Source organism: Flavobacterium sp. FG68, from assembly GCF_057808895.1.
In genome coordinates this window covers 72203-99169 of sequence record NZ_JBMDIY010000009.1, presented here as the reverse complement: position 1 = coordinate 99169, position 26967 = coordinate 72203, and the positions used below count along the sequence as shown (strand labels likewise).

The 26967-nt window shown below is 31.7% G+C and carries 26 protein-coding genes; 8 read left to right on the top strand and 18 right to left on the bottom strand.

Annotated features, from left to right (window positions below):
* The first annotated feature begins 97 nt into the window (after positions 1-97).
* Complete coding sequence (locus ACODSB_RS07965) at positions 98-661, top strand: TetR/AcrR family transcriptional regulator (RefSeq protein ID WP_488936648.1); 564 nt, start codon at positions 98-100, stop codon at positions 659-661.
* A gap of 38 nt (positions 662-699) precedes the next feature.
* Positions 700-1575 (top strand): alpha/beta fold hydrolase, encoded by an 876-nt coding sequence (locus tag ACODSB_RS07960; RefSeq protein ID WP_488936647.1) that lies wholly within the window; start codon positions 700-702, stop codon positions 1573-1575.
* 174 nt (positions 1576-1749) lie between these two features.
* On the opposite strand, the gene ACODSB_RS07955 is transcribed toward ACODSB_RS07960, so the two are convergent.
* Positions 1750-2577, bottom strand: coding sequence for a M57 family metalloprotease (locus ACODSB_RS07955; RefSeq protein WP_053471208.1), 828 nt, complete (start codon positions 2575-2577; stop codon positions 1750-1752).
* Between the two features lie 514 nt (positions 2578-3091).
* On the opposite strand from ACODSB_RS07955, the gene ACODSB_RS07950 reads away from it, so the two are divergent.
* Entirely contained in the window at positions 3092-5776 is a 2685-nt protein-coding gene (locus tag ACODSB_RS07950; RefSeq protein WP_488936646.1) for a S8 family serine peptidase, read from the top strand.
* A gap of 202 nt (positions 5777-5978) precedes the next feature.
* On the opposite strand, the gene ACODSB_RS07945 is transcribed toward ACODSB_RS07950, so the two are convergent.
* From ACODSB_RS07945 to ACODSB_RS07930, 4 genes are all read right to left on the bottom strand, one after another.
* On the bottom strand, positions 5979-6485 hold the full coding sequence (locus ACODSB_RS07945) for a PRC-barrel domain-containing protein (RefSeq protein WP_053471206.1): 507 nt from the start codon (positions 6483-6485) through the stop codon (positions 5979-5981).
* A 99-nt stretch (positions 6486-6584) separates the two neighbouring features.
* Entirely contained in the window at positions 6585-6752 is a 168-nt protein-coding gene (locus tag ACODSB_RS07940; protein WP_488936645.1) for a hypothetical protein, read from the bottom strand.
* Between the two features lie 188 nt (positions 6753-6940).
* Positions 6941-7501, bottom strand: a complete 561-nt coding sequence (locus ACODSB_RS07935) for a hypothetical protein (protein WP_488936644.1) — start codon at positions 7499-7501, stop codon at positions 6941-6943.
* A gap of 203 nt (positions 7502-7704) precedes the next feature.
* Positions 7705-8499: an SDR family oxidoreductase gene (locus ACODSB_RS07930; RefSeq protein WP_256634742.1), complete on the bottom strand. Its 795-nt coding sequence runs from the start codon at positions 8497-8499 to the stop codon at positions 7705-7707.
* 84 nt (positions 8500-8583) lie between these two features.
* On the opposite strand from ACODSB_RS07930, the gene ACODSB_RS07925 reads away from it, so the two are divergent.
* Both ACODSB_RS07925 and ACODSB_RS07920 read left to right on the top strand, forming a co-directional pair.
* A complete protein-coding gene (locus ACODSB_RS07925; protein ID WP_256634741.1) occupies positions 8584-8937 on the top strand; it encodes a winged helix-turn-helix transcriptional regulator in 354 nt (117 codons plus the stop codon).
* A gap of 187 nt (positions 8938-9124) precedes the next feature.
* Positions 9125-9544, top strand: coding sequence for an XRE family transcriptional regulator (locus tag ACODSB_RS07920; protein ID WP_488936643.1), 420 nt, complete (start codon positions 9125-9127; stop codon positions 9542-9544).
* A gap of 100 nt (positions 9545-9644) precedes the next feature.
* Here the strand turns inward: ACODSB_RS07920 and ACODSB_RS07915 are convergent, their stop codons facing one another.
* The 4 genes from ACODSB_RS07915 to ACODSB_RS07900 form a co-directional block, all read right to left on the bottom strand.
* The gene (locus ACODSB_RS07915) at positions 9645-12128 is read right to left on the bottom strand and encodes a hypothetical protein (protein ID WP_488936642.1); all 2484 of its coding nucleotides are present in this window, start codon (positions 12126-12128) and stop codon (positions 9645-9647) included.
* Positions 12129-12595: 467 nt separating this feature from the next.
* Positions 12596-13294, bottom strand: a complete 699-nt coding sequence (locus tag ACODSB_RS07910) for a DUF1826 domain-containing protein (RefSeq protein WP_488936641.1) — start codon at positions 13292-13294, stop codon at positions 12596-12598.
* 103 nt (positions 13295-13397) lie between these two features.
* On the bottom strand, positions 13398-13925 hold the full coding sequence (locus tag ACODSB_RS07905; RefSeq protein ID WP_488936640.1) for a GNAT family N-acetyltransferase: 528 nt from the start codon (positions 13923-13925) through the stop codon (positions 13398-13400).
* A 73-nt stretch (positions 13926-13998) separates the two neighbouring features.
* Positions 13999-16374, bottom strand: a complete 2376-nt coding sequence (locus tag ACODSB_RS07900; protein WP_488936639.1) for a TonB-dependent receptor — start codon at positions 16372-16374, stop codon at positions 13999-14001.
* Between the two features lie 59 nt (positions 16375-16433).
* Between ACODSB_RS07900 and ACODSB_RS07895 the strand changes: the two genes are divergently transcribed.
* Together ACODSB_RS07895 and ACODSB_RS07890 are read left to right on the top strand one after the other, a co-directional pair.
* The gene (locus ACODSB_RS07895) at positions 16434-18149 is read left to right on the top strand and encodes a histidine kinase (RefSeq protein WP_488936638.1); all 1716 of its coding nucleotides are present in this window, start codon (positions 16434-16436) and stop codon (positions 18147-18149) included.
* The gene (locus ACODSB_RS07890; RefSeq protein ID WP_488936637.1) at positions 18146-18841 is read left to right on the top strand and encodes a LytR/AlgR family response regulator transcription factor; all 696 of its coding nucleotides are present in this window, start codon (positions 18146-18148) and stop codon (positions 18839-18841) included. Before ACODSB_RS07895 ends, ACODSB_RS07890 begins: the two co-directional genes overlap by 4 nt.
* A 287-nt stretch (positions 18842-19128) precedes the next feature.
* Here the strand turns inward: ACODSB_RS07890 and ACODSB_RS07885 are convergent, their stop codons facing one another.
* The 8 genes from ACODSB_RS07885 to ACODSB_RS07850 form a co-directional block, all read right to left on the bottom strand.
* A complete protein-coding gene (locus ACODSB_RS07885; RefSeq protein ID WP_488936636.1) occupies positions 19129-19746 on the bottom strand; it encodes a hypothetical protein in 618 nt (205 codons plus the stop codon).
* Between the two features lie 187 nt (positions 19747-19933).
* Complete coding sequence (locus ACODSB_RS07880; protein ID WP_488936635.1) at positions 19934-20875, bottom strand: aldo/keto reductase; 942 nt, start codon at positions 20873-20875, stop codon at positions 19934-19936.
* Between the two features lie 178 nt (positions 20876-21053).
* Positions 21054-21425 (bottom strand): nuclear transport factor 2 family protein, encoded by a 372-nt coding sequence (locus ACODSB_RS07875; RefSeq protein WP_488936634.1) that lies wholly within the window; start codon positions 21423-21425, stop codon positions 21054-21056.
* A gap of 432 nt (positions 21426-21857) precedes the next feature.
* Complete coding sequence (locus ACODSB_RS07870) at positions 21858-22880, bottom strand: LLM class flavin-dependent oxidoreductase (RefSeq protein ID WP_488936633.1); 1023 nt, start codon at positions 22878-22880, stop codon at positions 21858-21860.
* A 171-nt stretch (positions 22881-23051) separates the two neighbouring features.
* Positions 23052-23288 (bottom strand): hypothetical protein, encoded by a 237-nt coding sequence (locus tag ACODSB_RS07865; protein WP_053470499.1) that lies wholly within the window; start codon positions 23286-23288, stop codon positions 23052-23054.
* 437 nt (positions 23289-23725) lie between these two features.
* Positions 23726-24340: a pyridoxamine 5'-phosphate oxidase family protein gene (locus tag ACODSB_RS07860; protein ID WP_488936632.1), complete on the bottom strand. Its 615-nt coding sequence runs from the start codon at positions 24338-24340 to the stop codon at positions 23726-23728.
* Between the two features lie 142 nt (positions 24341-24482).
* Positions 24483-24656, bottom strand: coding sequence for a hypothetical protein (locus tag ACODSB_RS07855; protein ID WP_488936631.1), 174 nt, complete (start codon positions 24654-24656; stop codon positions 24483-24485).
* A 1-nt stretch (position 24657) separates the two neighbouring features.
* Positions 24658-24897 (bottom strand): outer membrane beta-barrel protein, encoded by a 240-nt coding sequence (locus ACODSB_RS07850; protein ID WP_488936690.1) that lies wholly within the window; start codon positions 24895-24897, stop codon positions 24658-24660.
* A gap of 704 nt (positions 24898-25601) precedes the next feature.
* Between ACODSB_RS07850 and ilvN the strand changes: the two genes are divergently transcribed.
* Positions 25602-26099, top strand: a complete 498-nt coding sequence (ilvN, locus tag ACODSB_RS07845; RefSeq protein ID WP_488936630.1) for an acetolactate synthase small subunit — start codon at positions 25602-25604, stop codon at positions 26097-26099.
* A gap of 19 nt (positions 26100-26118) precedes the next feature.
* On the opposite strand, the gene ACODSB_RS07840 is transcribed toward ilvN, so the two are convergent.
* Positions 26119-26958, bottom strand: coding sequence for an HvfC/BufC family peptide modification chaperone (locus tag ACODSB_RS07840; protein ID WP_488936629.1), 840 nt, complete (start codon positions 26956-26958; stop codon positions 26119-26121).
* Between the last annotated feature and the right edge of the window lie 9 nt (positions 26959-26967).

Genomic DNA, 26967 nt, shown 5'->3' with positions numbered 1-26967 from the left:
TTCAAAAATAAGCAACGTTAGAAGCAGCTTAATTAAAAAATCATCATTATATAAAAAATGTCTCACTATTGAGACATTTTTTATATACCTTTGTGACATGAAAGACACTAAGGGCAAAATAATAGAAGCTGCAATATCAATTCTTAATAAAAATGAAACCGCTTCTATAGAACAGATAGCAGCAGAAGCAGGAATTACAAGACGTACTATTCATCGTTATTTTAACGATAGACTCAGTTTAATTGAACATTGCAAGGAGAATATGCTGACTGTATGCAACGAAAAAATGACCAATGCATATAAGTCCAGTCAGGATCCTATTACTCAAATTGAATATATGCTGTATGCTGCGATTGAAGTAGGTAATCAATATTGCTTTTTGAAAAAATTATATCAGCATACTGATTATTCTGAAATTAAAAATAACAATGAATCTGAATACAACAACATTAAACTGCAATGGTTTAAGCTTATAGAAAATCTGCAGTCTGGTGGTTATATCAATACTGAACTAACTATTGGATGGATATACAATTTATTTGGAGGAATAATTGAAACAGCAGTTCTTTCTGTGCAATCAGGAAATATATCACTTAATGATGTCAAAAAATTTGCCTGGATTTCTTTCAAAGGAGGTATTGGTTTACATGAATCAGAGTAATAACCGATAGTTTTTACAAACATATCAAATAAATAAAAATGAATCTATACAGCGACGAATCTTTAATACAACAATTGCCAGGTTTTAAAAATAATTATACTACCGTAAACGGAGTCAATATACATTATGTAACCGGAGGACACGGGAATCCATTGGTCCTTATTCCGGGATGGCCGGAAACCTGGTGGAGTTATCATAAAATTATGCCCATTTTAGCAGAAAAACACAGTCTAATCGTAATAGATTTACGAGGAATGGGATCATCAGAAAAACCTTTAGATGGCTATACGAAAAAAAATATGGCTAAGGATATACATGAATTGATTACTCATTTGGGACATCAAAAAATAAATATAACAGGTCATGATATTGGAGCTGCAGTTGCTTTTAGTTATGCCGCTAACTTTCCTGAAAGTACAGATAAACTTATCATTTTAGATACTCCACATCCCGATGAAAACATATACAAACTGCCCATGATGCCAATAGGAAATCCGGTGTTTCCGTGGTGGCTGGCATTTAACCAGGTCAAACAGCTGCCCGAAGAATTACTGGAAGGACGTTATGATGTATTACAAAATTACATTTTTAACCATCTTTTGGTCGATCCGGAAGCAATTAATGACTTTGACAGAAAAGTGTATGCAGAGGCTTATAACAATAAAGATGCAATTAGAAGCTCTAATGGCTGGTACCAAGCCTTTACACAAGACATTGAGGATATAAAAAAATACAAAAAAGTATCCATCCCTGCTATGGGAATTGGAAGTCCTGAAGGTGCAAAAATGCTTAGCTTTTTCTTTTCTGTTTATCTTGAAGATTTTAGCATAGAAGAAATAGAAAATTCCGGTCATTTTGTACATGAAGAAAAACCCGAGATTACAGCGTTACTGATAAATAAATTTTTAAGTTAATTCTTTATAATCTGGTGTAAAACTTTAAAATCCCATTTCTAACGAAATGGGATTTTTTTATGTCTTTTTCGTATTATTTAATCATCTAAAAAAAGTACATCAAATAAAAATAGGCCGCTTCATAAAATTATGAAGCAGCCTATTATATTTTGTAAGAGAACTCTAATTCAACTTCTAGTATAAATAATTCAGAGCTGTAACATCATTCGCATTGAAAGCTCCTGTTTCGTTTGAACTAAAACATGCTCTCATGTAAGATGTTGCATCATATCCTGAAGGTGTTCCCGGAATTTGGATTGCTCCAACGCCAGCTGTTCCTTCATTTGAATTTTGCCCGCAGCTTTGACGGCTGAACCAGTCTGTATGGCGTAAACCTATACAGTGTCCTATTTCATGTGCTGCTACGTGTGCATTTACATTTGTTGAATAAGAATCTAATCCGGAATATAATGTAACTGAATTATATGGATTTCCTCCAGATGGGAATCCTGCTACTCCACCCGCAGACCCAGTTTGTCTCCGGACAACAATATTTGCACCTGAAGTACTTGAACTAAAGGTTAGTGTAAAGTTAATAGACAATCCTAAATTATTGTATCTGTTTATTGCAGCCTGCAATCCGTTACGCATATTTGTGGTTAGGGCTGTCGTACCAGTTCCTGATAATCCAACAACTCTAATAGTTCTTGGGGCAGATACTAAATTAGTAGTACGGTATTGTTCTGTAGTAATACCACCATGAAGATCCATTTTATTTAATTGATCTTGTGTCACGATAATATCTCCTTCTATAAGGAAAGCATCCTCAACATTACCATCTAAATTAGTATTCTTAATCACCTGAACATCTGAGGTATTTAATGACAGTGATCTAAGTTTGTTTAACACCTCTGGTGTTACTTTAAGAGATTCCTGATTTGATTGTACTGCTTCATCTTTGTTACAAGAAAACAGTGTTAGCGCTATGAATGACAGAGCTAAAATTGATTTAATTTTTTTCATAATAAGTTCTTTAGTTGTTAAATAAGTTGATAAATAGGGGCTCTTTTACAAAATATTGTAATATTTATTATCAAATTTATATAAATTTTAATCTTAAAATACTTATAAAATAATTATTTAACAAAATTAACATTTTTTGTTATAAAAATTTAACAAATGTTTTTAACAAAAATTATCTCATATTAATGCAAACCCAGTAAAATCAGTAAGAAAATACAAATCAGGTTGTTAAGCATAAAAAATTATTTTGAAATTTTATTTTGTTTTGAATGTGTTAAAAAATGATTTCACAGTTTTTGTACATTATTTAAAATATAAAACCGGCTTCAAAAGAGAATATTATTCCTGCAGATTTTGAAGATTATGCAGGAAATAAAAAATCATATTTTTTTTACAAATATTTTAATAACTTTGATTTACACACGACAGATAATTATTTCAAATAGAAATCATTATGTATAAATTTCATCTTTGCTTTATCTAAATGAAGACAAAAATTACTTTTTTCATTCTTATGATAACGACAATCAGTCTCTCACAAAGCTCTGATAAATGGAAACAATACATAAAAAAGGAAACCGAAAGAAAATTTGAAAGATATTATTTTACATCTTTAGCAAATGCACATTTCAACAACTACAAGGTTGTGAAAAAACTAGACAATACTTTTTGCATTGTTGAAAATCAAAGTACAGGAATTCAAAAATCTTCCCAAAAAATTTTCCCGGTTAACAATTTATGGAAATTACCCTCCAATTTTTCAAATCATAAAGAAGACAAACCGTATATAATAGCAACAGATTCTCTCAAAGCGTTAATTACAGACTTGAAATCAATGAATATTTCTGGAATCGAAATACTCGATAACCATCTTGTAATGATAAAAAGTGATTCCCAAAAAATCACTAATGAAGTGATAGCTCTGAACAGTGTATCTTCTGTTTCGCAAGAATCGCTGCAGCCAAAAGCTGAATCTAAAATAATAGATCAAAATTTTAGTATCAATTTTATAAATAAAGCCCATGCTGATTTTCCTCTTTTAAAGGGTGAAAATCAAACTGCAGTAATCAAAGATGATTTTTTTGATGTAAATGATATTGATCTTTTAAATAAGCACATTATTTCCACCACACAATCTAATATTGTATCGAGCCATGCAACGGCTATGGCCACTATAGTCTGCGGATTAGGAAATAGTTCTGCTTTAGGAAAAGGCGTCGCGCAAAAGGCAAAAATATTATCATCAGATTTTTTGAATATTTATCCTGATGAAATAGCGACGTTACAAGGAGCCGCCACTCAAAACCATTCTTACGGTACAGAAATTGAAAATTTTTATGGTTCGCTTGCTAATGCTTATGACGCTCAATTATTTTCAAATTCAGATTTGACCCATTGCTTTTCATCTGGAAATACCGGTCTTCAGGGTTATAAATCTATAACCGGTAATTTTAAGCAATCTAAAAATAGTATCGTATTAGGCTGTATTGATCAAAACGAAGTAATTATGTCTTTTTCTTCAAAAGGCCCGGCTTATGACGGCCGAATAAAACCAGAATTAGTCGCGTTTAGTACACAGGGAACTTCAAATTCTACGGCATTGGCTACAGGAATTATTACGCTGATGAAAGAACATTATAAAAACATCAACAATGTGCCTCTGAACAATGCCACTACAAAAGCTATTTTAATTAATAGTGCCAAAGATTTAGGCAATCCAGGCCCTGATTTTACGTATGGTTATGGTAATATTAATACGGATAAATGCCTAAAAACTATCAGCGAAAATAGAATCATATCCGGCAGTTTGACATCTGGACAAACAAATGCACACACTATAAATGTTCCGGAAAATGCAGAAAACTTAAAAATTACATTAGTCTGGAATGATGTGCCTGCCGAAATCAACAGTAATATAAGTTTGGTTAACGATTTAGACCTTGAAGTTATCGCTGCTGACAATACTTCTTTTTTACCCTGGATTCTTAATCCTGATATTCCAGAACAGCAAGCTGTGAGAGGAAAAGACAAACTTAATACTATAGAACAAATTACTATTGAAAACCCCATATCAGGATCTTATACAATAAATATTAAGGGTTTATATGTTTCAAATACTTCTCAGCAATACAGCATTGCTTATGAATATGATTTGAAAAATCAATTTGAATGGAATTACCCCATTGCAAATGATAATTTCCCTTATGATGGTAAAACTATTTCACCTTTTAAATGGGATGCTTCTTTTTCTGGTACTTCGGGACAATTGTCTATTAGTTACGATAATGGGCAGACTTGGGAAATTATCGCAAAAGGTATTAATGTGGATTCTGAACAATTTCTCTATACTCCTTCTGAACAAAAATTTTCGAAAGCAAAATTAAAAATGACCATTGGTACTACTGATTATATCTCGGACAGTTTTATTATTTCTTATGATTTAAATATCAGTACCAGTTTAATTTGTGATGGCACAACAGAAATTTATTGGGAAAAACCTGCCAATGTTACTTCTTTTAATATTTATCAGCTTACCGGAGATAATTTAGAATTTAAAGAACAAACAACAAACGTCAATTATACCTATACAGATGGAAAAATTTACACTGTTACTCCGGTATTTGACAATAGCGAAGGAATAAAAAGTGAATCAACTTTACAGTATGCCCAAAACTCAAATTGTTATTTTGAGCTCGCTTTCGCAGAAATTTATCAGGAGGATAAAGTAAAGATTGATGCCAGTCTTTTTAGTTTGTACAATATTAAAAGAATTGAGCTGGTAAAAATAACTAACAATACCGAAGAGGTCATTAACACCATAAATAACATCGATTCAAAAACATTTTCTTTTATCGACAGCACGCCCATAAAAGGCAGTAATCGATATAAAATAAATATAATTTTAGAAAACGATACTATAATAAGTTCTTCAATTCTTGATGCCAATTATTTAGGCGATGATTTGTTTTTTATCCATCCTACGTTATTAGGCAAAAACGAAGAATTATTTGTCGAAGCCAAAAAAGACGAAAACGCTGTTTTCTATTTGTATAATATGAGCGGACAAAATACATTTACTTCTCCCCTAATTTCTAAAATCAATAACATTAATCTAAAAAATACGGCTTCGGGAATTTATATCTATAAAATAATCACAAGTTCGGGCGCAATTCAAACAGGGAAAATTGCAGTTTTTTAAGCAATTTATAGAATTAGAATAATCCATTTTTAACTAAATGAACTTTTTATATCTTTCTTATTATCACGAATAAGAGAAAATCGATGTTGAGGTTTTCTTAGTATCAAAAAAAGATCAAACATTTTAAATATTTGATCTTTTTAATTGATTTTTTAATAAGGTTTCGAATTCGTTATATTAAAATTCCAAGGGAATATAAGTATTAGTGATTTTCAAATTCTCTTTGATTGTAAAAATTATCATCATCACTGTCAAAACCGGACTCATTTTTAGGATAATAGGACTTCAGCACATTTCTTTCATAATCCCTGTCAAAATTATGCTGTCTGTTGTATCTGCTTGTGCTTCTAAAAGTATCATATCCTATACTGTTAGCCATGACAATTTTGGTATCTTTATTTATACTTACAGATCCAATTGGTATAATAATATGGCTGTCTCCATCTTTATATATAAACTCCCTTCCATTCTCGTTTGCTATAGCATCATGCACCTCATTGCGGCTGTCGTCTATTAATCCTTTATCTAAATTAACATCCAGATAAACAACGCGCTGCATATCTTTATTAACCCAAAGATTATCTATTTTGCCTATAGTTCGGTTATCAGAATCTACTATTTTCCAACCTCTAACATCAGAATAGTTAGAAGCAATTTTGTAATCAGAAAGTTCGTCGAGTCTGTATAAATTTCTTTCTTTATTTTCCATACTTTCTTTTTTAATATTATAATTTATTTTTTCTGGTAAGTCTCGCTGCAGGAAACTTTTTCACTTACGTCAGCCCTTACCTCTTTACAACAAATGCATTTAGTTTGTCGTGTTATCTGTACTTGTAGTGTTTTCGATTTGTACGTTGTTTTCGATTTGTACGTTGTTATCTCTCAAAAAGATATAATATATAATTGCTGAGATTAACAGAACAGCTACAATCCACGGCCATACTGGCTTTTTTTTCTCAATTTTAATTTCTGCCATAATTTATGTTTTTTTGATTATCAACATTTTAACTTGATAATAAAGTTACAAATGACAACGGACTATGAAGTATTTAATTTCAGCAAGAAGTTATACAATTCCCAGTAGAAAAAAATAAAAAAGTTGATGTTGCAAGAGATTAATAAGCCTTAAAAAAAGAAATTTATTTAGTGATCGCTATACTTTATTTATTCCGTTACAAAATCAATATTATTCTTTTTCCTGATTTTTTCAACGCCCCTTTCTCTTATAATTTCTGCTGCATCGAGCATTTTGATTAAATGAATATAAGGCGTTGTTATGTCAGATTCCGGATCTCCAATATCTGGAGACAAGGAATGCTCGAGGATTTGAAATAGAAATAATTCAAATTCTTCAAGCGTTTTTTCATCAAATGCTTTTTGAAATACAATAAAAGGATTATTGTATTCTTCCTTTGTTAGGGATGAAAAATGATAAACCTTTTCACTACCCAAAGACGCTGTAATTTTCCATTTTTTACTTTTCTTTTGCAGACAGTAACACACCTTGATAAAAAAGCTGAAGGCTGTATACAAAACAAAAACATCGTTGGGATTTTCTTTTTTGTGCACTTTTCTTTTATAGCTGTAAATTACCGCCTCACTTAAATTTTGTTTATAATAATCAAGAACTGCAAAGTCAAAAAAGGCTTCAATTGCCTTAAATGGATTTCCTGCCTCAAACCCTGCCCAAAATCCTGTATCGTAGGATATTTTATTCATTTTCATAATAATGAGATTTAAAATTATCAAGCGAAATTCTATTCTTTTAAAAGGATAACCTATTCTCAACATAGGTATAATATCTTACAAAATTGATGTATTATGGGATGTTTTTATCTTTTAGAAAATTCAGTTTTTTTAATTCAAACTATTATATAAAAAAAGCCGGGATAATAGTATCCCGGCAATTGAAGTATGCTTTAAAATTATTATATAACAGGAAGACTTCCTCCGTCTATTGCATAAATAGAACCTGTTAGATAAGATGCCCTTGGTGAAACCAAAAAACCAACAAGATCTGCAACTTCTTCAGGTTCAGCCATTCTACCCATTGGTACACCACCAACATGTTTCATCAATTCCTTTTCGGCATCTTCATTTTTAATTCCTGATGAAAGAGCAAAATCTTCAACAAATTTTAACATTGGCGGAGTTTTAGTAGCGCCTGGTGCAACAGTAATTACGCGTATTCCATCAGAAGCTACTTCTGTTGACAAGGCTTTACTGTAGCTGTTTAATGCAGCTTTAGAAACGGCATAAGCCAGATTAAGATTCCATAAAGCCTGTTTTCCTGCAACAGAGGAAATATGTATAATTACACCGCTTTTCTTTTCTTGCATTTTAGGCAGTAAAGTTCTGTCTAAACGTATTGCTGAAATCAGATTCAGCTCCAGCTCATTCTCCCAATGCGAATCAGTTAATACTTTGTAGCCACCACCCGGTGTTGTAAGTCCGCCAACATTATTAATAAGAATGTCAATAGTGCCAAATTTTTCAGCAATTTGTTCTTCCAGTTTTAAAACATCGTTAGCAACCGTAAGATCAGCAGCAATAAAATGAGTCTTAGTGTTTTCTAATTCAGGTTTATTTCTTGCCGTAACTATTACGACTGCACCTGCTTGGTACAAACGTTCAGCAATAGCTTTTCCAATTCCTTTTGTTCCGCCTGTAACCAAGGCAATTTTACCTTCTAATTCGGTATTGTAATTTGATTTGATTTCCATTTTAAAATATTTTTAATAAAATTCAAATCTATATAGTTTTTACTATACTTTTGTTATCAATTACCTTTAGGAAAGTTACTATTTATGGATAAAAATTTTTGTATAGAAACCAGTAAAGAAAACATGCTGGCATTAAAAGATTCTCTCGAATTACTTAGCGGAAAGTGGAAATTTTGTATACTTTTGAGTTTATACATATATGGAAGTCAAAGATTTAAAGATTTACTTGCAAATTCTGTAGGAGGTATTTCTCCCAAAGTTCTATCTAAAGAATTACAGGATCTGGAAAATAATTTACTTATTACCAGAACAGTAAATAATACTAAGCCAGTTACAGTTACTTACGCACTTACCAAGCATGCTGCTGAAACGCAGCCTGTTATAAATGCCTTAATTACATTTGGGAAAAAACACAGATCTCAAATTATAGCAAAATAAATTCATATTGCATTGCTCTATTTCATATTACATTGGGATATGCCGGAAATTGGTCTAAAATAGAAACAGAAACGGTATAATATCTGACAAAATAGATGTATTATGGGATATTTTTTTATCTTTGAAACTCAGGATTTTTAAGCAAAATGGCTTTATCTTTGAGTCTTCAGAAAAATTGATATTCATTATGGAACAGAAAATACATCAGGGAAGAAACGTAAAACGCTTTAGAGAAATGCTTAACATAAAGCAGGAAGGATTAGCTTATGATCTGGGCGAAGACTGGAACCAAAAGAAAATTTCTTTACTGGAGCAGAAAGATGTAATTGAAGAAAAACTGCTGAAACAAATCTCTGCAATTTTAAAAATTCCTGTTGAAGCTTTTCAGAATTTTGATGAAGAACAAGCGGTGAATGTTATTGCAAATACTTATTCGTTCCAAGATTTTAAAGATAACGCTGTCGCTTCTGGATTTAGCTACCAGCCTTCTTTCAATCCTGTTGACAAAATTGTTCAATTATATGATGAAAAAATTGCTTTGTATGAGCGTATGTTGAGAGAGAAAGATGAAATGATGTTGAGGCTTGAAAAATTGATTGGTAAATAATTATTTATAAAGATATATTAAAAACAAAAAAGAGACGTTCGAGTCTCTTTTTTGTTTTTGGCAACATGTAAATTAATTAAAAAATACTTTTTATGATTATTTATTGTTCAACTTTTAAATTTGGAGTACCATATAAATGCATTGCACACCATGCGGCAGGAGTCGGATATTTCTCGTAGACCTTTTTATTCGCCTTAAATAGTGCGATATCTATTGAATCACCTCTATTAAATGAATTTAAAAATTCTGGCAACCAAATTTCTGGGACATTAATATGCAGACCCCAAAATGGAGCAATTACAGCTTTATAGCCTTTCTCGATATATGTCTTAACTAAAGATGTAATATTGTTTTTAAATAATTCAGACTGATATGACCCCGAGTGACATATTAGAAAAATTAATATTTGTCCTTTTCCAATTACAGTATTTAGATTTGTTAATGCCTTATCCGACGGATAAATAATTTGTTTTTCTGCAATATCTTTTGCTCCATGAGAACAAATAATATTTATATCAGAAGTAGTTGATGAACCTTTTTCTAATTTTGTATTAATTTCAAAATTATTTTGGATTAATGTATCTTCTATTTTTGCGTATAATTGATTTAGCGTAAAATCCCCTTCTTCTATTGGAATCCAAATAGATTTAGAATAATCTTTTTTGATTATTATAGATTTAGAAATAGACAAGTACCATTCTGTAGATAAAATATTTACTATTGGTCTTTTAAAGTGTAGAAATTCACTATTTTGGTCAAGAAATAAATTATGTGGAAAATTAGTTAGTTCCATATCTTTAATTATGTGAATAGAATTACTCTCATCATCTATATGTAACTTTGCAAATAGGATTTCGGAAATTATTCTTTTTCCTTCTTCAATATGCTCTTCTTCATAAACATTTCTCACTCCTCCTTTATCTTTAATAGTGTCGTTAAATATTATACTTGAAAAATAATCTTTTTCAATAAGTATTTTGTATTCGTGCCAATCCCAATTTGTAAGTTTTAGATAATTGAATTCTTTATTTCTATATGTGAGTTGAAATACTTTACCTTCAGTATATGCAAGCCAAATAGTTGACTGAAATTCGTCATTAGAAATATTAATTTCAATTTGATCTCTTTGACTATACAATTTATTGAAATTTTCTATTTCTGCTTTAGGTAATTTAAAAGGTGCAAATTCGAATGACTCTTTAGATTTAAAAATTAAACTAAAATCTGATTTGAGCATCATAGCTAATAAAATTGCTTCAGAATCTTTTTTTGTAAACCCATCTTCTATAATCCTATTTGCAATCTTAAGAGACATCTCATTATCATAAACAATATCCGATTTGTTTCTAGTTTCGTTCAATTTAACAAGAGAATTTTTTAATTGTTTTTTGAGAGAGGTAGAATTTCCATCAACAATGTTTTTGTAATCACTTACTGATTCTTTAGGAACGATTTGCTCAAATACATTTAGATAATATCCTAGACCAGTATCACTAAAATTTGCTTTTGGAAAAATTCTCTTTATATTGTATAAAGTAATTAACCAAGGCAATGAATCGTGAATGCCACCGGAAAAAATATTTTCTCTTTCCTTATTTAAATAATCCAATAACAAATCAGGTAGTTTTTCGTCTAACATATGCACTAAACAAGTAAAATACGTGTGATCTATAGAACGTTGACTATATGGTGAAAAAATTATTTTTTTTGGAATATCTTTATATATCCTTACTGAATATGGGTATAGACCAGTATTTCTAAAATATTTCATTGATTGCCATATTAACTCTTTCAGATATTTCTCTGAAATTCTTTGTTTATTTTTTAATGCATAATTCATACTTATATTTGCATAAAGTAAAGCCGCCTGAGCACTTCCTTGTGCAGAGTAACATCTGAAAGCGTTAAAAAAACCTAATTCTGGATAACCATCATTAAAACTTGAAATTATAATTTCTTCAGAAACATCTCTAGCTGCTTGATAAAATTCAGAAGTGTTAAGTCTGTCAATAAAAATTGAAATAATAAAATAAAAAAATTCTATATTATTTATTTTTTTAAGTAAACCTCTTAGGATAGGTAATTGAAGCATTATATTTTCACTTTGATCTTCTCTCCATCCAATTTCTTTAGCGATTTCTTGAATAATGCTAATTTGTAGAGATATAATTTCTTTAATTTCTGCTTCAGTTAAATTATTTGGAGGCAACTCATACTCAGAGATTCTTAATTGATTATTTATCTTAAAACTTTCTTTTAGAAGTTTTACAAATTTGCTTTTTGATTGATCTGTAATTTCAGTTTTAGCTACTGACTGGTCTAATGTGCATAAATTTTCTAAATCTATTATTTTTTTAAATAGATCAAAAAAAACAAATAATGAATAAGAGATGGATTTTCTGTTATTGTCTTCCAAAGCAGAAAGTGCAATGGGAGAAAATTTTCGGTAAGTTTCAAAATCTGTCGCTAATATTTCAAGTATTTGATAATAATGTGTTATAATTTCCTCTTCAAATAAGCTATTGTCATATAAATTTTCAGATCGCATTTTAGCGGAAAAATTTTCAAATACTTTTTCAATCATTATTAAGTTTTTTTTAAAATTTTGAATTTGCTTATAATTTTATACAAACCAAAGAATAGCTTTAATGAGTCTTATTTTTTAAAGCTTTATATAATTAAACTCAAACATAATAAATAGTTACAATTCTGTTCTATGGTTTTCAGTAATCGAATTACAAAGTAGTTCTTATTTATTAAAAGCAATCAAGTAGAAATACTTGATTTTTACTTTAAAAATAGACAGCATTTACATTAATTCCGATCCGATCGCGCGGATTTGTAATCCGTGCCCACAAAGTATTTCTTAACAATTAAAAAAATAGAAAATCCAGTTTTATTAATATTAGGAACGGGCACGGAAAAAATTTCCGCGCTATCGTTGTATATATCCGAGCGATCGGGACTTCAAGGTTTAAACAATTACGCAATTAGAAGAAATTATACTTAATAAAAATGATGGCGATAAATCAAGTGCAACCAATTTGTCCCTCAACAAATCAACAACAACCTATATTCACCATCATTTTCTATTGGCGCTCTATGAATACAAGGCAGCACTTGTTGTTTTGGATGATCTACAGCCAGTCGCCAAAGATGTCCTAATCCTAAATTAACAGGTTCTGCATCTTCATGTACCTGATAATGCAAATCAAAATAATTTTCTGTTAAAAAGTCTTCGAATTCTTCTGCTGGTCCATCGTGCAGCTCTTTTAGCTTTTCTCGTATTTCTGGAATCAGGATTTTTTGTTCTGCCTGCGAATTAGCAACAATATCACTTGCCGCTCCGTGATAAGTGCATAAAAAAGTATCTGTTGCAATGGGCGAACGATCAACATGAAACGAATACACATCTGTCGAAATGAAATCAAATTCATCATCACGTTCGTAACATTTCAGTAAATTAAGAGAAGGCGAAGCGCCAAAATCAGTTAATAATTGCAAATCATTTAAAATTATTTCCCTTGCTGTATTTCCCTTTTCTGAGAGTTGAAGTGCGATTAGGTCTTCGGGATGAATTTCTGTTATATTTTCTTTTAAAGATAACTTGGCTACAATTTCGTTAAAATCGCCATCTAAATTTCTGTGCCAGCATAACGCATTCATTTCTCCTTTGAAATTGGTATGTACAAGATCTGAGAATGTAGATACGATTCCAATTTGGCTGCTTTCAGAAAATATATTATTCATAATATGATATCAAGAGATTTAGTTACTTCTCTAATAAAAAATAGAAATGATACAACCATAGTTTCTGCTAAATCACAAATTAAAGAAACTTTAAATTCAAAAATTATTTGACCTCTTTCTCCATTACAACCATACCTTTTAATTCGTCTTTGATAAAAGGATACGTCAAATCCATTTCGGCTGTCACTTTAAAATTTTGCTTTTCATAAAACTTTAGTGCGTCTGAACACTTCATTGCTTTGAGCCAAATCGTTTTTTTATTTTCATTAGCCGCAAGTTGTAAAACCATTTTAAGAGTAGCTTTTCCTAAGCCTTTCCCTGCAGCTTCTTTTAGAAAATACAACCGCTCGATTTCTAAAGCATTAGTATCTTTTTTTCCGTCTGCAGATTTATTATTATTAATTTTTAATACGCCTATAGCTAATTCCTGATCGTAAATGAGATAGAACTGAGTGTGAGGCACATTCATTTCCGAAGTTATTTTTTCTTTTGTAAAGCTGGCGTTCATATAGTTTTCACCATTATCAGTCCATAAATAGAGATAATGTTCTTTATAGGACTGCTTATATACTTCCAAAATCTGCGGAATATCATCTTCTGAACAAATTTTGTACTTAGGTTCTTTTATCATGTGCTAATAGTTTCAATCTTGATTTTCAATAGAAACGCAAATGTAAGCATATAATAAATAAATTACAGCCGTATTAATTACGATTAGCACTACTCGCCTGCCTGATTGCTTTTGGATCTGTTAAATTAAAACGATACACAAAACTAAGTCTGTAGCGGGCTGCATTTGGAATACTGTTTTCGGTAATATAATAATCTGTACCCGTTGTTGTGCTTTTATTTTGGCGTAAGTCAAAAGCATTTGAAACATCAAATACAATGGTAGCTTTATCTTTTAAAAAAATTTTGCTTAAACCAAAATCAAGCGATTGCAATGCATCGTTTTTTGTTTGCGCATTTTGCTGCGCGCCGCGAAAGTTATAACGACCCTGAAAACTGAATTTTGATGGAAGTTTAACCTGAGTGCTTAAACGTCCTGTAAAAGTTTTTCCGCTATAATCAAGGTTTTCGTCCTGATAACTTCCTTTTTGCGTAAAATGATAAAAATTCATTTCTAAATTTACCTGAAGCCATTTTAACGGATTATATAAGGTCGAAAGCTCTATACCACTTCGTATTTCATGCTGAATATTAATAGGCGTTGTAAAAAATATATCATTTTCACGATAAGTAAAATCCTGAATATAACCACTCTCCCATTGATAATAAACAGAAGGATTGAGCGTAAACTTTTTCCATGCTTTAAGAAAAGCCAATTCGAACACATCAGAATAAGAAGGATTTAAATCTGGATTACCAACATATTGCGCATTTAAATCGGTCAGCTCGTTAAAAGGATACAAAGCATATAAAGGCGGACGGTTAATTCGTTTGCTGTAATTTAACTGCAAAGTAGATCCTTCAAACTTATAATTCAAATTAACGGTGGGAAATAATCTGTTGTATTTTTTATCATCGTTATAAGTGTTTTTAATATCTGTAATCGCAATTTTGGTGAATTCTGTACGAAGCCCGAACATATAATTAAATCTCCTAAATTTGTTGCTGTATTGCGCATAAGCACTTGAAATGGTTTCGGTATAATCCAGATCATTATCAATATTTTGATAAATCGACCAAATATTCCCCTGTTCCTGCTCTGCCAAAAACTGACTGGAAACTTTACGAATCTCTGTTTTAACACCCATTTCAAATACAGAAACAGAATCAATTGGCTGAACAAAATCAGTCTGCACAAGCAAATCTTTACTGCTTCCTATTGAGTTGGTTCTAATACCGGGATAAGCCTGCGTTTCCGGATAAATACGCTGTGTTGAAAGATCCCACTTTTTATCGCTGTTCCACCAATCGTACTGAACATCGATAGTCCATTTTTTTGAAGGTTTTTTAAAAGTCTGCGTATAATTAAACTCGAATTGGTTGTAATCTCTTTTTTCTAATGATTTTCCTTGTCTTGTTAAAAGACTGTCTTGTACATGGTTTGCATTGCTGTAATCATACAATAAACGGGTTTTATCATCATCTGTCGTGGCATTTTTTAAAAAAGCTGCAGTAATGGTGCGATGTTCATCAATATAATAATCAGCACCCAGATAAATCAATTTTCCGTCGTCGTGGCGATCCTCATTTTGCACATGGTTAAGGTAATTTGGAGTACCATTATTCATAGTCGACTGATTTGTAGTATATAATCCAACATAATCCGAAGAACGTATACCAAAATTGGAAAAAATATTGATTTTATCCGATTTAAAATTGATGCTTGGATTAAGTCGGCTGTCATTTGGCGATCCGGCAACTAATCGAACCTGACCGCTGAAACCACTTTTTTTATTTTTCTTTAATATAATATTGATAATTCCCGCCGAACCCGAAGCATCATATCGGGACGAAGGATTTGTTATTACCTCAATGCGTTCAATTTGGTCGGCGGCAATTTGGTCGAGTGAATTGCTTTGCGTTAAACCAGACTGACGTCCGTTGATTAATACCAATACGCTGCTGTTGCCACGAAGGCTTATTCCACCCGTTGGACTAACTGTTACAGAAGGAACTCCGTTTAAAACATCGTGAGCAGAGCTATTCTGCGAAAGCACATCTTTTCCCACTTCAAAAACTTTTTTATCAAGTTTTAAACTAACGCTGGATTTTTGTCCTGTAACTTCAACTGCATTTAATTGCACAGCATCGGCATTTAAAAGAATAGTTCCTAATTCTGTTTTGGGTTTCCCTGAAATGATTTCGAATGTTTGAATATAATTTTGATATCCGATATAACTAAAAGAAATGGTCATTTTACCGATTGGCAGTTCTTCCAGATTAAACATACCTTGATCGTCTGTTACGCCAACTGCAATTGTTTTTGAGGTATTGTCTTGTATGGATACGGTCACATACGGAATTGCTTCTTTAATTATGTTGTCCTGAACTTTACCGGAAACAGCTGCTTTCTGCGCAAAGCTAAACATTGGAATAAATAAAATTAAAATACTGGCTATTAAGGTTTTCATATTTATTGGTTTTGATGATACAAGATTACTTTATAAAATAAAATCTTACCTTTTAAAACATGCAAACGGCTCCAAGAGCTTTTGAAATGCATTTAGGTATTCGATATTTATTTTATCTTTATCTCATGTATCGACCGCCCTTTTTTATCGTTTTATTACTGCTGTTGTTTTCATCTTGTAAACAATATACTGAGTACGTGAAATCGGATGTAACGTATTATGTTGATGATGAAAATCGTCCTCATGATTATTTGGGAAAATCCGACAACTCCGTTTTTAAAGTTCCAATAGAAATCGAAATCCTTAAACGTGAAAATAAATCTACTCCGTTAGGTTTACAGGTAACTGCTTTTGGCTCTTTTGATGTTTATTGGGATGGTGTTTTTGTGGGAAGCAACGGTAAAATGGCAAAATCAGGCCAGCCTGAAATTCCGGGAACTGAACTGACTTATTATCAAATACCCGAAAAATTGGCTAATACAGGTAAACACATTGTTACGGTAATTGGAACACAATCTAAAATTCGGGAGGCAAATCGCAGCATCGGCTTAAAACTCGAGAGCTTTTTAAGACTTCATCGTGCTCCGCTTGTTGTCATGTCTTTTATGAACCTTATGGCAGGGGCTTTTCTAATTGCTTTTATTTATTATTTTTTTCTCTACATAAACAGTACACGTAAAGAAGCAACGGTTTTACTTTTTGGAATAATCTGTCTGCTCTTTTTCTGTTTGCTTATTATAGAATACGTGAAATTTTATATCGATATTCCGTATACCCACTTTTATACCCGATTACAGATTGTTGGTTTGCTCACATTTATAATTTCTATACTCGTTCCATGGTATTTTATGCTGCAGTTTGGATTTAAAAGAAAACGGTTGTTTTTATTTCTTTTGATCGTAAGTCTTTTAACGATTTATATCGTCTACTATGGTCATTACGATTACACGGCCATTTATTTTAGTTATGCCATGTGTGCATTATCTTTAATTATTGCTATCGATGCGGCATTTAGAAAAATTAAAGGCGGCTTAATAGTCGTGATGGGTTTACTGGCAAGTGTAATTGTAAATAAATATATGTTTTATGATTTTGGATTGTTTATAGCGTTTACAATCATTGTCCTTTCTATGCTTTATCTGCATACTATTCGGGCAAAAGCTCTCGAAGAAGCTCATAATGCATCTTTATTGCTTTCATCGAGATTACAGCTAGAATTGGTTAAGAAAAATATTCAGCCTCACTTTCTGCGTAACACACTGACTTCATTGATAGACTGGATCGAAGAATCTCCGCAGCAGGGCGTTGTATTTATTCGGGCACTGGCAGATGAATTTGATATTATGAATGCTATTGCGGAGGATACCTTGATTCCTATTCAGCAGGAAATCGAATTATGCCGAAAACATTTAGAAGTAATGTCTTTTCGAAAAGAAGTATGTTATAATTGGGAAGAAAAAAATATTGATGCCAATGAAGAAATTCCGCCTGCAGTTATTCATACCATTATAGAAAACGGAATTACACACAGTTTACCTCCAAAACAAGGCAGTATTACTTTCTGTTTAAGTTTTACCAGAGAAAAACAATACAAACAATATACTTTGCTAACCTTGGCAAAAAACCGAAACAGAAAAAAAGAAAACAGCAACGGAACAGGTTTTAAATACATCAAAGCCAGATTAAATGAAAGTTATGGCAGCAATTGGGAATTTGATTCTTTTGCTGTAGAAGAAGGATGGTGTACAACAATTAAAATTTTTGATAAAAAATGAAAATTCTAATTATTGAAGACGAAGCCCGAATTGCTAAACGAATCGAAAGAATGACCCGTGATTTTTTTGATAAAGAGGTTCAGATTCTGCTTAGCGATTCTGTTGAAAACGGACTAAACACAATCGAAAAACAGTACATTGATTTACTGCTTCTCGATTTGAATTTGAATGGCGAGGACGGATTTGAAGTGCTGCAGACCGTTGTCGCAAAATCTTTTCAAACTATTATTATTTCCGCTTATACAGATAAAGCGATTATGGCTTTTAATTATGGCGTTTTGGATTTTGTTCCGAAACCATTTGATGCAAACAGACTTGCTCAGGCCTTTACACGTTTTACAACACCGGAAAAAACAAATAGTCAGGATATTCAGTTTTTAGCCGTAAAAAAGGCAAAAACAATTAAACTGATCACAATTAAAGACATAACATACATAAAAGGCGCAGGAATTTATACTGAACTACATTTAATAAACGGCCGTGTAGAACTGCATGATAAATCATTGGAATCATTAGAAAAACTCCTCCCAACAGATTTCGAACGAATTCATAAATCCTATATTCTGTGCTGGCAGGAAGCAGATAAACTGATTGTTGAAGCCGGCGGAAAATATAATATATTACTTAAAAGTGGTGAGTTATTACCTGTGGGTCGTTCAAAATACAAAGAAATCAGACATAAGTTGATTTAGTTTTTGGTTTGAATAATTACTCAGATTCAGACATGTTATTTTAAAAAAAAAATCAGATAAACTTTATTTTCCAAATGTTTTAATATTATAAACTATTTTCTGGTAAGTCTGTCTTACCTTTCTGAATTGTGATAAGCTAATTATAGGAAACTGTCAATTTTTGTATCTGGAAGAGATATTTTTTAAGAGTGTCATAATATTGCCAATGCAGTTGTTATATCTTTAGCAGTTTTTTCTGTTTATGAGAATTTCTGGGAAAAAGGGAAGAATAATTCTAAAAAAATGAATTAAGACAAGAAATGTTCTAATCTGGTTTTTAGTGTTTCTTCATTTATATGACCGAAATGATGTCCTAAAATATTATAGTTGTCATCAAAAATAATAAAAGAAGGAGTTCCTTGTAATTGATTAATTGTGAAGGTTTCTGCTATTAAAGGTATCTCAGAGTAGTATGACTTTATTTTCATCAATAATATTTCTTTTTCTTTTTCTGAAAAATTTGAAAAATTTGGAATAGCATTACAAATTACTTCAATCTTATCTGAGTTTATTAACTCTTCAGAAGATATAATACTGTCAAAAGCTACAGGAAATTTTGGAATTTCTGAATAGTTAGAAAGTCCATAATTTGATTTAAAATATTTTTTGGTTTCTCCAACTAATGTACCGTTATCTAATAAAAGTTTTAAGTTTGCTTCGTTATTGTATTCAAAGTCTTCAAAAGCAGTTGCTACCCCAATAAAGCCAACATTACTGCTAAATAATCTGTAAAGATTATTTATAATAGGAATACCATATATAAAACACCCCGGGCAGTTTACTTGAAATACAAATGCTATATTTACCTTTTGTATTTTAAATTCCCCTTGAACTAATTTCTGAATATTGAGATGAAATTTTGACATTGGTGAAATAATTATTCATTAAGTTATAGTACAAAATTAGTTAGGATTGCTAACTTGTTAATAGACCAGTTTTTACAATAACTCTTATTTTCTGGTATACATAATGCTCAAAAAACATAAAAAAAGCCTCTAATTAAAGAGGCTTTTTTAATATATGATCAGAGCAATACAGTTACTATATCATTACTTAACTCCATTCTGGAAACTGGGTTTTATTTAAGTCCAGCTTTTCAATCGCTTTCATATCTCCAGAATCTAGTTTGAAATCAAAAATCCCAAGATTTTCTACAATGTGTGCTTTTTGGGAAGATCTCGGAATGGCAACAATACCGCGTTGATAATGCCATCTCAAATTTACCTGAGCAACAGTTTTACCGTGCTTTTTGGCAATTTGAGTGAATACTTCGTTTGTAAAAAGTCCATTGCGGCCTTCTGCAAAAGGCGCCCACGCCTGCATCTGGATATCGTGTTTTTTTAACAAATTATAAGCATCTCCCTGCTGAAAATAAGCATGTGTCTCAATCTGGTTTATAACTGGTTTTACCTGAGCATAAGACAAAAGATCAGCCAATTGGTTTGAATCGAAGTTACTTATGCCTATAGCCCTGATTTTTCCAGCTTTGTAAAGTTCTTCCATTGCTTTCCAAGATCCTTTTACATCACCTCTTGGACGGTGTATAAGGTACAAATCAAGATAATCAAGTCCCAATTTAGTCAGTGTTTCTTCAAAACCTTTTTTTGCATTTTCATAACCGGCATCATCAACCCATAGTTTTGAGGTAACAAAAAGTTCCTTTCTGTTAATTCCGCTTTGTTTTATTCCTTTGCCTACTGCTTCTTCATTTCCATATATTTTTGCAGTGTCAATAAGGCGGTAACCTACTGATAAAGCATCTGCTACAGATTGTTGGCATACTTCACCTCTTAATCCGTAAGTTCCAAATCCCAAGATTGGCATTTTTACGCCATTGTTCAGCTTAACATTTGTAATTTCTTTAGCATTATTATCCATTATTTCATTACCGAATAGATTGGGCATTCCAAATAGACCCAGGTAAATTCCTGCAGCTGCAGTGCTTTGTAAAAATCTGCGTCGGTTTATTTCATTTTTTTGGTTTTGGTTATTCATAATAGTTAGTGTATTAGTCAATTTAAATGAGCTAATAAAAGTATATATTATATTTTAAATAGAATATTAATTTTTCAATGCGAAATTAATTATTAGGATATCAACGCTTACCATAAAAAAAAACTCCAAATCAATGATTTAGAGTTTTTATAATGCATTTAAATTATTTTTATAATCATTACTGAGACAACTCAGCTTCAGTATGCAAAGCACAAACCCAATTATTATTTTGTTTGATCCAGGTCGAAGTGCAGGCACATTTTACAGGAGCTTTTTCTTTAGCATCTTGTATTCCTAATTCTATTACGTATCCTATTATTGCAGTATTTTCAATCGACCTTGCTTCGACATCAGAAATACTTAATACTTTTATTTTATCACCATCGCCTGATTCAAACATCTTTTTAAATTTGGCTTCATCGACACTTTGTACACCATTTTTGCCGGCAATTATACAAGGAAAATATGTAAGCTGTTTTACCGTTTCGTAATCGTGATTCTCCATTCCCTGCCAATATTTTTTTTCCAGTTCAATAATTTGCGTTTCCATAATCAATCTTTTAATAATTAAACAGTTATACAAATTACAAACTAATAATGAAATGCAGGTAAAGCTTTAACATAGATTTAATCCTTTATAAATTACATTATTTCTTAAATAGATGACAAAACAACCTTTTATTTTACATGTTTCTTTGTTCTGTAGAAACATCTCATTGGTAGAAAAATTATATTGCAATAATGGTTTACGTTCCGTAGGAACGTTTGATTTTGACATTGTTTTTCAATAATCTGATCTGTCAAACGTTCCTACGGAACGTAAAATTACTGATCCTTATTTTTTTCTACCTACGAAACATTCCTACGGAATGATAAATCGGATACCAAAAAGTGACCAATTTAGTCCCTAAAAACAAATTAATTATAGTAAAAGAGGCTGTCTCAAAAATTGAGACAGCCTCTTTTATTTATTTAAAAAAAATTAACGCCAGCCCAGTTCCGGGGCAATATATTTTAGAATTGAAGACAATATATGTACATTATAATCAACGCCCAAAGTGTTGGGAATAGTTAGTAATACTGTATCTGCTTCCTGAATCGCTTCGTCCTGAGCAAGCTCTGCAATAAGTTTATCCGGTTCGGCGGCATAACTTTTTCCGAAAATGGCACGTTTATCACTTTCTATATAACCAAAACTATCGGCTGCTTTACCCTGATTTCCAAAGTAAAGTTTATCCTGATCGTTTACCAGAGCAAAAATAGATCGGCTTACCGAAACTCTTGGTTCGCGATTATGTCCGGCTTTTTTCCAGGCTTCTTTGTATATCCTGATTTGTTCTGCCTGCTGGATATGGAAAGGTTTTCCGTTTTCGTCAAATTTCAACGTCGAACTTTGCAGATGCATTCCGTTTTCAGCTGCCCAAACAGCAGTAGCATTAGAGGCAGCTCCCCACCAAATTCGATCGCGTAATCCTTCAGAATGTGGCTCTAAACGTAATAAACCAGGCGGATTTGGAAACATCGGATATGGATTTGGTTCGGCAAATCCTACACCGTCTAATCTCTCTAAAAATTCCAACGCTTTTTTGCGTCCCATATCAGCATCTGTTTCCCCTTCTAAAGGTTCATAACCAAAAGAACGCCAGCCGTCAATAACTTGTTCCGGTGATCCCCTGCTGATTCCTAATTGTAAACGTCCTTCTGAAATTAAGTCTGCGGCACCGGCATCTTCAACCATATACAAAGGATTTTCATATCGCATATCGATAACGCCCGTCCCAATTTCTATTTTGCTTGTTTTAGCACCAATGGCTGAAAGCAAAGGAAAAGGAGACGCAAGCTGCTGTGCGAAATGATGTACTCTGAAATAAGCTCCGTCTATGCCTATTTCTTCTGCAGCAACGGCTAAATCAATTGATTGAAGAAGTGTATCGCTTGCTGTACGTGCTTTATATGATGGATGATTGGCCCAATGCCCAAACGATAAAAATCCTATTTTTTTCATAGATAGCATTGTTATAATTTATAATCTCAAATATACGCATCATTATTGAGTGAAACTATACTCTTTATGTCGAAACTGTTATCATTTGCTAAGATTTATCGTAACTAGCACATAATATGTTTTTAAGTTTTAGCAGGAAATTGATCTCGTGTAAATATCCTTTTTATCTTTTCAATTGTTTCTGTAGATTTTTCCTGTATCACTTTTCATCAACAAATTATAACAGTTTTTTAAAAATTTTTTGATCCAAAAAGTATGAGCAGCTTTGTTTTTTTCAATAGTAAAATCAACTAATTCCTTAGCTTCTTTAACTGCTGATGTTTCTATTTTATTTTTAAATGAATTCGAAAAGAAATTTTTCTTAGCTAAGTTTATTTTAGGGTCAATTATAGGATTTATAATTTTCATAATCTTTAAAATAAATTCTGTTACTATAAACCTAAACTATTTTAGAGATTAATAAAACAGCAATAAAGAAAACGATGGCAAACACCATTAAATTTATAAATCTGTCTTTATTCTGCAAAGATTTTTTTGATACATATTGTTTCGTAATCTCCTTACTTCTTGTTTTATCTGCTTTCATATTAGTTTTAATTGATATTGATTTATTTAAATTTCTCTAACAGAAACAAATGACATGCCAGAGCATTTTAGACAAAAGCAAAATACTAACTATCAATAAACTACAAAAAAAGCATAACCCTCTTATTTTTAAATACCTATCAAAATGATAAGATAGGCTATTCAAAATGAAAGGGATATGCTCTAAAAAGAAGTTCGAAAAGAACTTGATTCGACTTTTTATTTTAAATTCTTCAAAAAGAGTAACGCTTTTACTCTAATTATTTTTTGGATAATTCCAATTCAAGTTCTTTTACCCTATTTTCCAAATCAGAAATATATTTTTTCTGCGGTAATAAGGCCTGTTCAATTTCTTCAGTTGAATAACGCGGCGTAATATGCTGCGGACAGTTCCAGTCGTAAGCCTGAATTTCAAAAACCATCATGCGCTCCGGACGAAACTTATAATCTTCTGGTTTTAAGAGATCATATAGTTCCTTGTTCTCTTCTAAATCAACAATTTTCGCTTTTGCATACAGTTTTAATCTAGCTCTTTGCGGATATGAAATCATAATTAAAGCTACTTTTTCATTTTTAGAAATATTACCCGTAGAAATATATTGTCGGTTACCCGAAAAGTCAACAATTCCAATTGTTTTATTATCGATCACTTTAATAAATCCGGCTGGGCCGCCGCGATGTTGAATGTATGGATATTCATTTTCTCCAAAACTGGCCATATAAAAACTATCTCTGTCACCAATAAAGTTAATTTCGTTTTCTGTCAATCCGTCTACAACCGACATTTTTTCCATGCGATCATAAGCGCTTCTGCTTCCCGCTTCTTCCTGCATTTTTTTAATAGTATCTGTAAAAGCTAATTGTCCGTAATTCATAATAGAAAATTTAAATTGTTTTTAATCTTTCCTGTAATTAACTGTAAAGTTCAACTATTCGATGTTAATATCAAATGGACAATTTTTACTTTATGATGGATAATTATTGTAGAGGCAGAAAACAAAAAAAGGTTCGCTATTGCTAGCGAACCAAATCATCTTTTTTAATACCTAAACTGCTGTCTATCTTTTCGTTTAGTTCTATTCTCGCTTTCAGGATATAAGTGATCGCTGTGCTTATTAGAAAAAATAAGGAGATAATCAGGATTACTAATGTAACTAAAAGTCCTTTTATTATTTTCCAGGAATTCATCATTTTAAAACAAACGAACAGATAATCCTGCCTGAATTTGCTGGCTGTTTGCTTTTTCTCCAAAATTACTCACATCAGAAAATCCCCAGATATATCTTCCATAAATAGTAATAGGTCTTATATTGATTTCTGCTCCGGCAACAACGGCAAAATCGGTTTTTTTGAAAAGTTTTTTACTATTATCTAAAACACTTTGATTACCGCTGGCCAAAAAACTGAACTGAGGACCAGCCGTAAAAGTGATTAATCCTTCACTGTTTAAATAATTATTTTAATGGGAAACTGCAGCTTAAGATAAAACACAGCAAAGATGAGGCTGTAATTGTAAGCAGAACAAAAGCTTCACTATTGAAATTGTGGCTGGATTATTAAAAGAATGCTTCTTTGAACATATTTAATTTAAACACATAGAAACATAGTTTTTCAATGTCGTTAAAGGCGTTTCAATTGCATTAACACATCCCGATAGCTATCGGGACTATGTGTTAGAAACATGTTTCTTTTTATATTCTTTTGCACACATAAAACCTATGTTTCTATGTGTTAAAAAATCATTTTTTACTTCATTCAAAACCGATTATTAAACTGAAAAAACATTTTGTAATCTTATAAAAATCAATACATTTGTCGCTCATCCATACCAGAAAATGAAAAACTTAATTAACATCACTATTATTAGCAGCATTATTATCATTCGATAATGATCAGGGATGTTATATAAATAAGTACACGATACAATTTAAAACCTTCCTATTTGGGAGGTTTTTTTATTTAAAATATACATGAAAAATTCAGTACAAATTATTATCAGCGCAATTATCATTATTCGTCTACCGTGACGAGGCAGGATTCTATTGCATAATAAAAGCCTTTCTCTGTCAAACGAGAAAGGCTTTTTTATTTCTAAAAAGCACTGCTTACAATTAATTCAAATAATTAAACTTTTAAATGAAACAAGAATATACTTTAACCGCCTATACAGAAGATCAAATGGGATTACTGAATAAAATAACTGTTATACTTTCTCGCAGAAAAATCAGTTTGGAAAGCCTGAATATATCTACTTGCGAAATCGACAAAATGTACCGATGTACGCTCGTAATCAATGACACTTATGAAATAGTTAGAAACATAGCACTTCAAATTGAAAAAATCATCGAGGTTTTTAAATGTTACTACAGCACAAACGACGAGATTGTATGGAAACAAATGGGATTATTTAAACTAAAGACTTCGAGCATCATGAACGAAGAAATGAATCATTTATTTAGAAAATATAACACTCGATTTATAACTATCGAAAAAGATTTTACGATTTTTGAAGCAACTGGCCATGAAGACGAAATCAATAATCTTACTTTTGAATTAAAGGCTTTTGAATTGATCGAATTTGTAAAAAGTGGTAGGATTGCTGTTGCTTTTAATAATGAAGGTTTTGAGGTATAACTATATTTCGTTTATTCTATTAAACCCTAAAAAAATTAGCACCCAGCCAACGCTCCTTCCAACTGTTCCAAACTTCTTCAAACTGAACATCATTTTCTTTATATTGATTTTTAAACAATTCTTTTACTGCAGCAATATCTTTATGCTCTTTCAGAATACATAAAAAATCATATTGTTCTTTGTGCAGATCGTAAATTGAGAGCTTAAATTTGTGTCGTAAAACCACGCAATAACTTTCGTTTTGAAGAGGCAAATCAGGATTCTTGTCATTTTTGAATTCAGAATAGTACTTTCGAACAGGAAACTGGAACTTAAATAAGGCAAATACAGGCAGTAATTTTAGTTCATTTTCGGGTGTATCGATTGTAGCTAACTGGTAATTTTCGTCTGCTTTTTCATCAAAAAGAACACCAATGGCGTATTCAAATCTGGCGAGTTCAATCATAAAATCGATCCAATCTTCTTTGATATCTTCATCAGCATCGGGTCTGTTATTTTCCAGATATTCTGCAAAATGAGCTCCCAAAAAAGATAAATTGTAATTATAAGAAGGTTTTGAAGCCAGATAATCATCGGCGAAAGCGCAAAAAATAGCTTCGCCTAAAGCATATTCTAAAGCACTAAACTGCTGTGACATACAATTTCGCAATCGCGCAATATAACTTCGCTGGTAAATAGCTAAATGTTCCTGAGCTGTAAGTTTTTTCGAATGACAAATTACATCTTCAATTGAAACTGCATTTTCTGCATTCGAAAGCAAATCATAAGGGTTTACTCCTGTTTGCTGATAAGGATCGAGCAAAAGCTGCTGGATCCATTGCTGAAAGTCTTGTAATGGTATTTTTACCGTTTTCTGCATTTTTGGAGT

Bases quoted from the DNA above. Each gene is read 5' to 3' on its own strand.
- ACODSB_RS07965 (WP_488936648.1), top strand. From the start codon at position 98: ATGAAAGACACTAAGGGCAAAATAATAGAAGCTGCAATATCAATTCTT.
- ACODSB_RS07960 (WP_488936647.1), top strand. From the start codon at position 700: ATGAATCTATACAGCGACGAATCTTTAATACAACAATTGCCAGGTTTT.
- ACODSB_RS07955 (WP_053471208.1), bottom strand. From the start codon at position 2,577: ATGAAAAAAATTAAATCAATTTTAGCTCTGTCATTCATAGCGCTAACA.
- ACODSB_RS07950 (WP_488936646.1), top strand. From the start codon at position 3,092: ATGATAACGACAATCAGTCTCTCACAAAGCTCTGATAAATGGAAACAA.
- ACODSB_RS07945 (WP_053471206.1), bottom strand. From the start codon at position 6,485: ATGGAAAATAAAGAAAGAAATTTATACAGACTCGACGAACTTTCTGAT.
- ACODSB_RS07940 (WP_488936645.1), bottom strand. From the start codon at position 6,752: ATGGCAGAAATTAAAATTGAGAAAAAAAAGCCAGTATGGCCGTGGATT.
- ACODSB_RS07935 (WP_488936644.1), bottom strand. From the start codon at position 7,501: ATGAAAATGAATAAAATATCCTACGATACAGGATTTTGGGCAGGGTTT.
- ACODSB_RS07930 (WP_256634742.1), bottom strand. From the start codon at position 8,499: ATGGAAATCAAATCAAATTACAATACCGAATTAGAAGGTAAAATTGCC.
- ACODSB_RS07925 (WP_256634741.1), top strand. From the start codon at position 8,584: ATGGATAAAAATTTTTGTATAGAAACCAGTAAAGAAAACATGCTGGCA.
- ACODSB_RS07920 (WP_488936643.1), top strand. From the start codon at position 9,125: ATGGAACAGAAAATACATCAGGGAAGAAACGTAAAACGCTTTAGAGAA.
- ACODSB_RS07915 (WP_488936642.1), bottom strand. From the start codon at position 12,128: ATGATTGAAAAAGTATTTGAAAATTTTTCCGCTAAAATGCGATCTGAA.
- ACODSB_RS07910 (WP_488936641.1), bottom strand. From the start codon at position 13,294: ATGAATAATATATTTTCTGAAAGCAGCCAAATTGGAATCGTATCTACA.
- ACODSB_RS07905 (WP_488936640.1), bottom strand. From the start codon at position 13,925: ATGATAAAAGAACCTAAGTACAAAATTTGTTCAGAAGATGATATTCCG.
- ACODSB_RS07900 (WP_488936639.1), bottom strand. From the start codon at position 16,374: ATGAAAACCTTAATAGCCAGTATTTTAATTTTATTTATTCCAATGTTT.
- ACODSB_RS07895 (WP_488936638.1), top strand. From the start codon at position 16,434: ATGCAAACGGCTCCAAGAGCTTTTGAAATGCATTTAGGTATTCGATAT.
- ACODSB_RS07890 (WP_488936637.1), top strand. From the start codon at position 18,146: ATGAAAATTCTAATTATTGAAGACGAAGCCCGAATTGCTAAACGAATC.
- ACODSB_RS07885 (WP_488936636.1), bottom strand. From the start codon at position 19,746: ATGTCAAAATTTCATCTCAATATTCAGAAATTAGTTCAAGGGGAATTT.
- ACODSB_RS07880 (WP_488936635.1), bottom strand. From the start codon at position 20,875: ATGAATAACCAAAACCAAAAAAATGAAATAAACCGACGCAGATTTTTA.
- ACODSB_RS07875 (WP_488936634.1), bottom strand. From the start codon at position 21,425: ATGGAAACGCAAATTATTGAACTGGAAAAAAAATATTGGCAGGGAATG.
- ACODSB_RS07870 (WP_488936633.1), bottom strand. From the start codon at position 22,880: ATGAAAAAAATAGGATTTTTATCGTTTGGGCATTGGGCCAATCATCCA.
- ACODSB_RS07865 (WP_053470499.1), bottom strand. From the start codon at position 23,288: ATGAAAATTATAAATCCTATAATTGACCCTAAAATAAACTTAGCTAAG.
- ACODSB_RS07860 (WP_488936632.1), bottom strand. From the start codon at position 24,340: ATGAATTACGGACAATTAGCTTTTACAGATACTATTAAAAAAATGCAG.
- ACODSB_RS07855 (WP_488936631.1), bottom strand. From the start codon at position 24,656: ATGATGAATTCCTGGAAAATAATAAAAGGACTTTTAGTTACATTAGTA.
- ilvN (WP_488936630.1), top strand. From the start codon at position 25,602: ATGAAACAAGAATATACTTTAACCGCCTATACAGAAGATCAAATGGGA.
- ACODSB_RS07840 (WP_488936629.1), bottom strand. From the start codon at position 26,958: ATGCAGAAAACGGTAAAAATACCATTACAAGACTTTCAGCAATGGATC.